This is a genomic window from Neptunomonas japonica DSM 18939 (genome assembly GCF_000422765.1).
Lineage (GTDB): Bacteria > Pseudomonadota > Gammaproteobacteria > Pseudomonadales > Balneatricaceae > Neptunomonas > Neptunomonas japonica.
Window position 1 is genome coordinate 196,097 of the sequence record NZ_KE383916.1, and the last position, 11,058, is coordinate 207,154.

Annotated in this window: 11 protein-coding genes; 10 read left to right on the top strand and 1 reads right to left on the bottom strand. The window is 42.3% G+C overall.

Annotated features, from left to right (window positions below; translation table 11 throughout):
- Positions 1-2 precede the first annotated feature (2 nt).
- Genes G511_RS23510 through djlA form a run of 3 tightly spaced genes read left to right on the top strand, consistent with a single transcriptional unit; the run spans position 3 to position 2,549 of the window.
- Complete coding sequence (locus G511_RS23510; RefSeq protein ID WP_036552546.1) at positions 3-1,034, top strand: aminoglycoside phosphotransferase family protein; 1,032 nt, start codon at positions 3-5, stop codon at positions 1,032-1,034.
- Entirely contained in the window at positions 1,031-1,702 is a 672-nt protein-coding gene (gene murU, locus G511_RS0120130) for an N-acetylmuramate alpha-1-phosphate uridylyltransferase MurU (protein WP_028471252.1), read from the top strand. Before G511_RS23510 ends, murU begins: the two co-directional genes overlap by 4 nt.
- Position 1,703: 1 nt before the next feature.
- The gene (gene djlA, locus G511_RS0120135; RefSeq protein WP_028471253.1) at positions 1,704-2,549 is read left to right on the top strand and encodes a co-chaperone DjlA; all 846 of its coding nucleotides are present in this window, start codon (positions 1,704-1,706) and stop codon (positions 2,547-2,549) included.
- A gap of 2 nt (positions 2,550-2,551) precedes the next feature.
- On the opposite strand, the gene G511_RS0120140 is transcribed toward djlA, so the two are convergent.
- Entirely contained in the window at positions 2,552-3,667 is a 1,116-nt protein-coding gene (locus G511_RS0120140) for a DUF3530 family protein (protein ID WP_028471254.1), read from the bottom strand.
- Positions 3,668-3,774: 107 nt separating this feature from the next.
- Here G511_RS0120140 and rpe point away from each other — a divergent pair, with 107 nt between their 5' ends.
- The 7 genes from rpe (at position 3,775) to G511_RS0120175 (ending at position 10,983) form a co-directional block, all read left to right on the top strand.
- Positions 3,775-4,458, top strand: a complete 684-nt coding sequence (gene rpe / locus G511_RS0120145) for a ribulose-phosphate 3-epimerase (protein WP_028471255.1) — start codon at positions 3,775-3,777, stop codon at positions 4,456-4,458.
- Positions 4,452-5,129, top strand: a complete 678-nt coding sequence (locus G511_RS0120150) for a phosphoglycolate phosphatase (protein ID WP_245574201.1) — start codon at positions 4,452-4,454, stop codon at positions 5,127-5,129. Before rpe ends, G511_RS0120150 begins: the two co-directional genes overlap by 7 nt.
- 234 nt (positions 5,130-5,363) lie before the next feature.
- Positions 5,364-6,005 carry an XrtA/PEP-CTERM system exopolysaccharide export protein gene (locus tag G511_RS0120155; protein ID WP_036552549.1) on the top strand — a complete coding sequence of 214 codons (642 nt, stop codon included), beginning with the start codon at positions 5,364-5,366 and terminating at the stop codon, positions 6,003-6,005.
- Between the two features lie 30 nt (positions 6,006-6,035).
- Positions 6,036-7,619 carry an XrtA system polysaccharide chain length determinant gene (locus G511_RS0120160; RefSeq protein ID WP_028471258.1) on the top strand — a complete coding sequence of 528 codons (1,584 nt, stop codon included), beginning with the start codon at positions 6,036-6,038 and terminating at the stop codon, positions 7,617-7,619.
- Positions 7,616-8,563 carry an XrtA-associated tyrosine autokinase gene (locus tag G511_RS0120165; protein ID WP_028471259.1) on the top strand — a complete coding sequence of 316 codons (948 nt, stop codon included), beginning with the start codon at positions 7,616-7,618 and terminating at the stop codon, positions 8,561-8,563. The genes G511_RS0120160 and G511_RS0120165 overlap by 4 nt, the downstream gene beginning before the upstream one ends.
- Positions 8,564-8,577: 14 nt before the next feature.
- Complete coding sequence (locus G511_RS0120170) at positions 8,578-9,996, top strand: TIGR03016 family PEP-CTERM system-associated outer membrane protein (RefSeq protein ID WP_028471260.1); 1,419 nt, start codon at positions 8,578-8,580, stop codon at positions 9,994-9,996.
- Between the two features lie 126 nt (positions 9,997-10,122).
- Entirely contained in the window at positions 10,123-10,983 is an 861-nt protein-coding gene (locus tag G511_RS0120175) for an XrtA system polysaccharide deacetylase (protein ID WP_028471261.1), read from the top strand.
- The last annotated feature ends 75 nt before the right edge of the window (positions 10,984-11,058 follow it).

The window sequence follows — 11,058 nt, forward strand, 5'->3', positions numbered from 1 at the left end:
CAATGGGCCAACGGTTATCTGCTTTATTAGAGTGGATTGAAGAATTAAGGGCTTCTTTCGAAGTGGATATCGATGACGGTTGGGAGTTGCAGCCTGTTTCAGGTGATGCGAGCTTTAGGCGGTATTTTCGAGTTAGCTCTAATGGTAATTCGTGGATTGCTGTCGATGCGCCACCTGAGCATGAGAATAGCAAAGCTTTTGTAGAGATTGCTGATGCCTGGCGCAAACAGGGTGTTCATGTTCCTAAAGTTATTAGTGTTGATTTGATGCAAGGGTTCATGCTGCTTAGTGATTTTGGTGATCGTTTATATTTACCTGCCTTAGTTGATGGAGGCGCTGAGAAGTTGTATCGATGCGCTATTGATGAATTATTCAAGATTCAGCAATGTGAAAAGGGCTCACTTCCTCATTATGATAAGGCTATGTTGCAGCGAGAAATGTCTCTGTTTTGCGAGTGGTTTTTAGAGGGCTTGCTTGAAGTTGACTTGACTCCTTTGGATAGAGGTGGTCTCCGGTCGTCATTTGAATCTTTAGAGCGAAGTGCTTTGGAGCAGCCGCTTGTTTGTGTGCATCGTGATTTCCACTCGCGTAACTTGATGATTACATCTGTAGACGCTCCGGGGGTAATTGATTTTCAAGATGCTGTTAAAGGTCCAATAACTTATGATCTTGTATCGTTGTTTCGTGATTGCTATATAAGTTGGCCCGATGATGATGTCTATAAGTGGGTTGAGCAGTTCCGTCTAGGACTTATTTCAAAAGGGTTGTTGTCTGATGATGTTTCTACAGCTTCTTTTGAGCGCTGGTTTGATTTGATGGGAATGCAGAGGCATTTAAAGGCTATAGGGATTTTTGCGCGTTTAAGTATTCGTGATGATAAACATGGTTATTTGCAAGATATACCGAGAACTCTAAAATATATAGTGGGTGTTTGTGGCAAGTATTCAGAGCTAAATTCTTTTAAAGAATTGATCGACTTGAAAATAGCGCCTGCTATGCGCAGTGAACGCCGCTTTGATGACGCACCTCTATGAAGGCAATGATATTGGCGGCGGGTCTTGGAACTAGATTGCGTCCTTTGACTCTAGAAACTCCTAAGCCTTTGGTGTTGGTTAATGGTAAGGCGTTAATTGAATATCATATAGAGAACCTCTCAAGGGCTGGCTTTAAAGATATTGTAATTAATCATGCTTGGTTGGGTGAGAAAATAGAAACTGCATTAGGTGATGGTACTCGATGGGGAGTAAATATTTCTTATTCTGCTGAGGGGGAGCCGCTAGAAACGGGAGGAGGGGTTTTGAAGGTGTTAGATCGTCTGTCAGATGATGGTGAAGCATTTGTTGTTATCAATGGGGATATCTTGTCTGATTTTGATTTTTCTTTGTTGCAGCAATTAACACCTGATGTTGCTCACTTGATATTAGTGGATAACCCAGAGCACAATTCAGAAGGAGACTTTTCATGTATGCCAGATGGCTCGCTTAGTATGCAAGGTGATAAGCAGACTTTTTCAGGCATAAGTGTATTAACACCTAGGCTCTTTGTTGGTTGTGGTGAGGGTGCTTTTTCTTTGGGGCCATTGTTAAAATCCGCAATAGCTAAAGGAAATGTTAGTGGGTCGGTTTATCATGGTGCTTGGATTGATGTTGGTACGCATGAGCGTTTAGAGCAAGCTGAAAATCATATGAAAGAGAGCAGATGAAATGGCATTTGACCCGCAGTCAGTAGGACAAAACTTTGGCGCATCAATTTTAAAATATCGTAACGGAATAATAATCGGCGCTGTAGTGGGGTTGTTAAGTGGAGGCTTTTGGGGACTTGTTTTTGGTGGTGTTGTTGGTGGTGTGTTAAGTAAGTCTATTGTTAAAGCGTTAACTGGGGGCGCTTCTCCTCAAACGGCATTCTTTAGAGCAACATTTGCTGTAATGGGGAAAGTGGCTAAGGCCGATGGCCGTGTTACAGAGGAAGAAATACAGTTTGCGCGTGACGTCATGGCGCGAATGAACTTGCCTGAAGAGCGCCGGCGTGAGGCTATGGAGTACTTTTCCGAAGGGAAGGATGCTGCATTTGATATTGCGGATGTGTTAAAGCCGTTGTCTCGTGTTATTCAATCACAGGCTTCTGTGAAAATCATGTTTGTTGAAATTCAGCTACAAGTTGCGATGGCTGATGGGCAAATGGAACCCTCTGAGCTGGCTGTGGTGCAAGAGGTTTGTACGCTTTTACGTATGTCTGGTGCAGAAATGGCTGCTCTTATGTCTAGAATGCAGGCCCAACAAGCTTTTCAGCAGCAAAGCTATCAGCAGCATCAGCATTTTCAGCAAGCGTCTGAGCAGGGTTTATTAAAAGAAGCTTATGGTGTGCTAGGTGTTAAAGACAGTGATTCTGAAGCTGATATTAAAAAGGCTTATCGTCGATTAATGAGTCAGCATCACCCTGATAAGTTAGTGGCAAAAGGTTTGCCGCCGGAAATGATGCAGCTTGCCAAAGAAAAGACTCAGGAGATTCAGGCTGCATATGATCGTGTTAAAACGGCGCGCAAAAACTGATTCTAAATAGGGTTCTGTTTTGGAGCGCGAGTGGCGCCTGGTTGTTGGTTGATACTAGGGGCTGGTTTTGGATGGGTGTTAATGATTTGTTCTTCAGCTTTGATAATGTAGGTTGTTAGAAGGCCGCGAGTATAGCGAAGCAGCCATTCCTGTCCTGATAGCTGGTTGGCTATTTGTGGAAGGCGGCTTTGGTGGTAATTGTTTAAATTGCTTTTGCGTGCTGTTTCGATTCGTAATCTAGAGGCTTTTTTGTAGAGTTTTGTTGTGTGTCCTGGGGCAGCACTATAAATGTCTAAACTGATGGTTTTTAGTTCAGGTATTAAGTCCAGAAGTGTTGGGGCGCTAACGTCTTGAGATTGTTGTGCGTTAATAATGAGTAATTTTATATCAGTTTGATCTTGTAGATTGGTTGCAAGTGCTGTTGCCCAGGTTGCTCCTGTACCGACGCCAATTATCACAAAGCGCTTAATTCCTTTTTGTTGTAAGGCTTGGATGGCTGCTGTACCGCGCTGCATAATAAGTTTATGGTTTTCAGGAGTGGGGCTGGTTTTAGACGTTGTTTCTTGGTTGTCTGGTGTTTTGCCTTCTGAAGAAGGTGTTTGTGGGCTTGCTTCGTTAATTTCTGGCTTATCCCTTATGATTTTTAGTGATGGTAGTGTTCTTATTGGGTTTGCGTTAATAATTGTTTGTGGGAGAGAGAGGGCGAGGGTTGACCATCCATAGTTACTTAAGCCTATTCTAAGTGGGTTGGTAATAATTGGCCAGTTTGGGTGTGTTCTATCATCGGGGAATATAATAGCGCCACCATGTATTGGGGCCGTACTGCTTTCTTTATAAAAAGTATCAAACTCATTTTCACCAGAGCCTAGTTGAATGATTTCGGAGTCTGCATCTTGTTGTGTCTGAGACAGGTCGTCTAGGAGTGACGCTAGAGGGTTTGGCTCGCTTCTCAGGGTTGTGCTTATTTGTTTTTGCTGTGTTGTACTTGAATCGTTGGTTGTTTCTTTTGATAGTACTGGTTTGGGGTCTTCTTGTGCCCATGATAGTTGGCTGTAGCTAATAACTAACCATAAGGTCGAAATAAAAATATAATAAATTTTGTATGTTTTTGTTTTCATATGCTGATTATCGGGAAAAATAACTATCCTGCAAGTCTGGCGCTGTTTATATGATGCTGCTTGGGTACAATGGTGCTTCTTAAATACTGTGATGGAAAGTGAATATTATGTCCGATTTTAAAATAGCCCCTTCAATCTTATCTGCAGACTTTGCTCGTTTGGGTGAAGAAGTTGAGAATGTTTTGAAAGCTGGTGCTGATATCGTTCATTTTGATGTGATGGATAACCATTACGTTCCAAACTTAACGATTGGTCCTATGGTATGCAAAGCTTTAAGAAATCACGGTATAACAGCGCCTATCGATGTGCACTTGATGGTCAAGCCGGTTGATCGAATGATTGCTGATTTTATTGCTGCAGGGGCTACTTACATAACATTTCATCCAGAGGCGTCTGAGCATATTGATCGATCTTTGCAGATGATTCGTGATGGTGGGTGTAAGTCGGGACTGGTGTTTAACCCAGCGACTCCTTTGCATTATCTGGATTATGTGATGGATAAAGTGGATATGATTTTGCTGATGTCGGTTAACCCAGGTTTTGGTGGGCAGTCCTTTATTCCAGGCACGCTGGATAAGCTTAGAGATGTTCGGAAATTAATTGATGAAAGCGGTCAAAATATTCGTCTAGAAGTGGACGGAGGGGTTGGCGTAGCTAATATCGCAGAAATAGCGGCAGCGGGCGCTGATACCTTTGTGGCAGGTTCTGCTATTTTTAATACTGATAATTACGCAGAAACCATCGCTGCAATGCGTGCAGAGCTGGTTAAAGCTGGTGGTCTTAATTGCTAGTAAAGAGTCTATTTGGTGGAGAGCTTCCTCGGCTGGTGATGTTTGACTTGGATGGGACGCTAGTTGATAGCGTTCCGGATCTGACATCGGCCATTAATAGTGCGTTAAGCAGCCTTGGTCTTTCCACTGTAGAAGAGGCTCAAGTGCGCTTGTGGGTTGGTAATGGAGCTCAGAAACTTGTTGAGCGGGCGTTAAGGTATGTTGTGCCAGAATGGTCTGATACTACGTACGATCAAGCTTTTTTGCGTTTTATGACTAGCTACGAAGGTTGTCTTGCTGAGAAAAGCTGCTTGTATTCAGGTGTTCGAGAAGCATTAAGCGGTTTTAAAGAGCTAGGTGTGCCAATGGTTATAGTGACTAATAAGCCTGTCGCTTTCGTTGGGCCGTTATTGGCCGGCTTAGGAATTGATGCATTTTTTTCTTTAGTACTGGGTGGTGATTCACTTAGTGCGAAAAAACCGGACCCGCTGCCTTTGAATGCAGTCTTAAGTGAATACAAAATTCGCCCAGAGCAGGCATTGATGGTTGGAGATTCTGTGAGTGATTTTTTGGCGGCAGAGTCTGCGGGGTGTCCTGTTGTTTTGGTTTCGTATGGCTATAACCATGGAAAGGATGTTGTTGAAATAGGTGCTGACAGAGTTGTTTCGAATTTGATTGAGCTTTTTGAATGAGTTTGTTTTAAAATTTATCTACAGGCCATGTTTTAAAGGGTATAATTTGTTTTTTTTGTTTTAAATTAAAAAAATAAAAGAAGGTGAGAGGTGAGTTCTTGAGAATTTAGTGGGGTTAAATGATTTAATCCACTGATGTTATTCGTAATGTTAGGAGATTATGCTAAATTTAGTTGTATTAAAGCGCGTAGGTTAATGATTGCGTTTCTAATTTAGATGTGAGGAGAGCTGTAGATGCTTATTTTTCCAGGGAAAATATCAAAAAATTTTTTGGTGTTGATTGCGGCGTCATTCGTAGGAATGATGTCAGGTTGTGCTAGTAATAACTCATACCCCCCCGTTTCTGAAGAATCGCGATATGAGCAGCCCGACTATAACTATGTTATTGGTGCGGGAGATGAGGTTCAAATTTTTGTTTGGGGTAATACTGAACTTTCGACAACTGTTCCTGTTCGTCCGGACGGTAAGATTACAACTCGTTTAGTTGAAGACTTAGAAGCAAGCGGTAAGACATCGACTGAGCTTGCTAGGGAGATTGAAACTATATATTCAGAGTATATTAAGAACCCTGTCGTTACTGTCATCGTCGATGACTTTATCTCCATACCTACTCAGCAAATTAGAGTTGTTGGGGAAGGTGCTAAGCCTCTTAAAATTCCTTATAGCAAGCATATGACGCTTCTTGATCTTATGATTGAGGTTGGTGGGTTAACTGAATTTGCCGATGGTGATAAGGCTGTCTTGGTTAGAAGCTTTGAAGGTGAGCAGAGCACTTATGGTTTAAGGCTTGATAGCCTTCTGAAGGATGGAGATATAACCGCTAACTTGGCATTGAAGCCGGGCGATATAGTGATTATCCCTGAAGCGTGGTTCTAGTTTTAATAATTACTTGGCGTGCTATAACTTATGCGTGACATTTTAAATCAGCTTTCTGAATATATTTGGGGTGTCTGGCGTTTTCGCTGGATTGGACTTCTTGTTATCTGGCTTGTGGCTATCAGTGGGTGGGTGTTTGTTTCACTCACCCCCGAAAAGTATTTGGCCACGGCAAGAGTAAATGTAGATACAAATACCATACTTAGGCCTTTACTTCGAGGCTTGGCTATTCAGCCTGATGTTGATCAGCGTATAGCGCTTATGAGTCGGACACTGTTGAGTCGTCCGAATCTTGAAAAGCTTATGCGTATGGCTGATATGGACCTATATATAAGAAATGAATCTGACAAGGATAAATTACTCGATGAAATTTTGGGTTCAATAACGCTTGCTGGCGATAGGCGAAATGCATCCTTGTATTCGATTTCTTTTAAGCATGAAAACCGTGATACGGCGAAAAAAGTAGTTCAGTCGTTGATTACTGTTTTTGTTGAGAGTGCCTTAGGTGATAAGCGTAAGGATAGCACTGGAGCGCAAGAATTCTTGGATCGCCAAATTGCTGATTATGAACAGCGCCTTGTCGATGCGGAGAAGCGCTTAGCAGACTTTAAACAGCGTAATGTTGGAATACTCCCTGGAGAGACGGGTGGTTATTACAAGCGCTTAGAGGGTGAAACGAATAAGTTGGAAATAGCTCAGTTGCAGCTTCGGGAGTTGGGGACACGTCGTGGTGAACTGAAGCGTCAGATTGAAGGTGAAGAGCCTGTTTTCTTATCAAGTCAAATTGAAAACTCGCCTGAAATTAGAGCTTTAGAAGGCCGTATTTTGGCATTAGAAGGCTCTCTAGATGGGCTGTTGTTGAAATATACAAAGAAACATCCTGATGTTCAGCAGACAAACGATATGATTGCTGTTTTGAAATCGCAAAAGAGATCTGAAGAAGCAAAGGTTAAGGCGTCGCTGCCTGATCAGTTTTCAGGCTTGCTAGACAGTCCTGTTTATCAGCAAATGCGAAGTATGTTGGCCGAGACGGAAGCTTCTGAAGCTGAGCTTACAACACGTGTTGAGGAATATCAGAAACGAGTGAAAGAGCTTGCTCAAAAGGTTGATAATATTCCGTTAATCGAAGGAGAGCTCCAACAGCTAGACCGCGATTACGATGTTATTTCAAAACAACATAAAACTTTATTGAGTCGAAGAGAGTCTGCATTGATCTCGGAAAATGTTGGTCAACAAGCAAATGACGTTAAATTTCGTGTGATTGACCCTCCGTTTGTTCCGCAGCGTCCTAATGAGCCTAACAAAACATTAATGAATGCAGCAGTGTTAGTGTTAGCGCTCGGTGGTGGCTTGGGTATGGCTTTGTTGATATCTCTATTTCGTCCAGTTATTAGTAATCGAGCTACGTTGGCTCAGGTTACTGGTCTCCCAGTGTTAGGGACAGTGAGGATGCTTGACTCTCCTGTGTTGAAGAGGAAGGCGCTCAGGAATAACCTTGCTTTCTTTTCTCTGGTTGCCTGTTTGTTTGTAGTTTATATAGGTATTTCTGTATTTCATGGGATGGATTTTCTTGTGGCTGGAGTTGATGGTTATCTAAGGATGGTATTTGTATGAGTATTATAGAAAGAGCTATACAAAAGCTAGATCCGAAGGCAAGCGTTGAAACACGTAATACTCCTCTAAAGGAGACGTCGGTAGCTGCAACTGTAGAAAAGAAATTAGCTCCAAATGAAGAACAGAAACAGTATAAGGGCGTCGCAGATGCAAAGGTTACTCCAGCCTTAGCTGATAGCATTATTCACATACCTTTGGCGCGTTTAAGTGCACTGGGAATGGTGACCCCTAATGCGCCAAGGACCCCTATTGCAGAAGAGTATCGTGCGATTAAGCGCCCGCTTCTTCTTAATATTGAAGGAGAAGGGGCTGCTCAAGTGGAGCATGCTAACCTAGTGATGGTGGCTAGTGCTCTTTCTGGGGAAGGAAAAACGTTCTCTGCTATTAACTTAGCAATGAGTATCGCAATGGAGCAGGATAAGTCGGTTCTTTTCGTTGATGCTGATGTCTCTAAAGCGGCTGCAGGTGAGTTGCTGGGTGTTCCTGATGAGGCGCCTGGTTTGATTGATCTTTTGGAAAATAAGGGTATTAAGTTTAAAGACGTGGTTCTGAAATCTAATATTCCTAATTTGCGCATCTTACCCGCGGGTAATTTGCACCAGCGCTCAACAGAGTTGTTAGCTAGTGAGAATATGCGTTCATTGATGCTCGAAATATCACGACGCTACTCTGATCGAGTCATTGTATTTGATTCTCCTCCGTTATTATTAACAACAGAAGCGCGTGTTCTATCCAACTTCATGGGACAAATCGCTTTTATTGTGGCTGCTGAACAAACCTCTCAAGAGGCGGTTGTTGAGGCTTTGCAACATCTTAGCAGCGATAGCATTGTTGGTATGGTGCTAAATAAGTCTCAGCGTCAAACCGCTGGAGGTTATGGGTACGGTTATGGGTATGGCTATGGTGGAAGGCAAGGTGAAAACCAAACTGTTGCGGTGAAATAAAGGATTGTTGAATAATGTCTCGCAAACTGAATAACGTATTGGCGCTCGGTGCGCTGCTTGGTGGAGCTGTTTCGGTTAGCGTTAGTGCTGCTGACTGGACATCAACAAAATCAGTAACCTTAAGTGAAATTTATACCGATAATGCTGATCTTTCGCATGATCAGCAGCGAAGTGAGCTGATAACCACCATAACGCCCAATCTTTCTCTCCAGGGAAAAGGTGGGCGAGCTAACCTTACGTTAAATGCTTCTTTGGAAGTTAATAATAGTAGCGGTGCTTCGAGTTCATTTAATCCGCGTTTAGGTGCAGATGGGGATGTCGAAATATTAGAAGACTTTTTGTTTGTGGATGCATCGGCAAATATTACACAAAATACTGTTGATGCTTTTCGCCCCAGTGGTACGGATCGACTGAGTGATACCGACAACACCACTAATACATATAATTACCAAATAAGCCCGCATTTTACGCAACGCTACAAAGGGGTTGCTGAGCTTACAGGTCGTTACACACATAACTACCAGTTAAACAGTGATAATGATGTTGGTGATAGTAGTAGTCAGGCTTTTGTCTTAAGTCTAAACAATGGAACTGATTTTAAACAGCTAACATGGGGTGGATCCCTTAACTATAAAGATTCAGGTGGTGACTCAAGTAGTGAGTTGTTATCAACGGATGCGAATTTAGGTTATAAATTTAATCGTTCTTGGCAAGTTCGTGGGTCTGCCGGGTTTGAGTGGAACGAATTTGATACTCAGAGAAGTGATAACGACGGGGTTCGTTGGGATATGTCTGCTATCTGGACGCCGAGTAGCCGTACTTCTTTGAATATAGGTTATGGCGATCGATTTTTTGGTAGTACGCCCACTTTAGATTTTACTCATCGTAGCCGCAGGAGCCTTTTTTCTGCAAGCTATTCTCGAGAACTTACAGACTCGGCATCGCTGTTGAGTGAGCAGAGTGCTTTTAATACTACTAACGCTGCTGGGCAAGCAATTGATCCGATTACTGGAGATCCGTTACCCCTTACCAATTCGACATTTAATATTGCTGATGGTGTTTTTGTTAATGAGAAATTTCAATTGTCTTATACATTAACAGGCAAACGTAGTTCGTTGACGGTTGGTGCTAGTCATTCTATTCAGAAGTTTGAAAGTGGCCGTACTGATGAAACGTTGGAGAAGTATAGTGCTTCAGCAAGTCGGCGCCTGTCGAGTGTTTTGGATATGGATTTAGGTTATGTTTTGAGTCGGCAGCAGCGTGACGGTGATGAAGACGCGATTACATCTGAATATAGTGCTGGAGTGGCCCGTAAGCTAGGGAAGGATAGTCGCTTGAAATTAACCTATCGTTTTATTGATAGGGAATCAGACGACCTTACTAATGATTACCAAGAAAACCGTCTGCAGTTATCTTTTACTACAAGTTTATAGCACCTCGAAATAAATGTGATGAGTTTGCTTGTCGTGCATTCATTGTGAAGCGGCTTGAATAAGCCGCTTTTGTTGTACCAGTTAAGTTAAAAGTTAACCCTAAGGCTAATGTTATGAGTGAAGTAAATGTCTGAAACGGTTGGGTCAATTGTAAATGCGATGACAGTTGATGTAGAAGATTATTTTCAAGTATCAGCTTTTGAAAAAAATATTTCACGTGATGACTGGGCTAGTCATGCTAGCAGAGTAGAAGAAAACACAGATCGAATTTTGACCTTGTTTGCTTCGCACAATGTTAAAGCGACTTTTTTTACGTTGGGTTGGTTAGCAGAGCGCTATCCTGCAATGATTCACCGCATTGTCGAGCAAGGCCATGAGCTAGCAAGCCATGGGTGGGATCACCAGCGTGCTACAAGCCAAACTAAGAGCGAGTTTCGTCAAGATATAAACCGTGCCAAGTCTATGTTGGAAGATGTTTCTGGGCATGTGATAAAGGGCTATAGAGCGCCGAGTTACTCCATATGTGAAAAAAACCTTTGGGCATTAGATATTCTTGCTGATGAAGGGCATTTATACAGCTCTAGTATTGTTCCAATAAAGCATGACCACTACGGTATGCCTGATGCATCACGGTTTGCTTTTGAAGCAGCGCAAGGTCGGTTGCTTGAAATCCCTGTCACTACCGTTCCAGTTTTTAACAGAAATATTAATTGCGGTGGCGGGGGATGGTTTCGCTTGTTTCCATATATGTTTACACGCTGGGCACTGAAGCAAGTTAATCAAGATGAAAATATGCCTTGTAACTTTTATTTTCATCCATGGGAAATTGATCCTTATCAGCCTAAAATTGATGGGCTCTCCTTTAAAACAAAATTCAGACATTATCTTAATTTAAACAAGATGCATGGCCGATTGGAGGACCTGTTACAGGACTTTCGTTGGGGTCGTATGGATGAAATTTTTTTGGATCATACTAAGCTTCGCTAATTGATAAGTATGATCTTTATAAATTCTTAAATTATATATGCGGAATGTCTAAACGCTTTCCGCAAAAAAGTAACG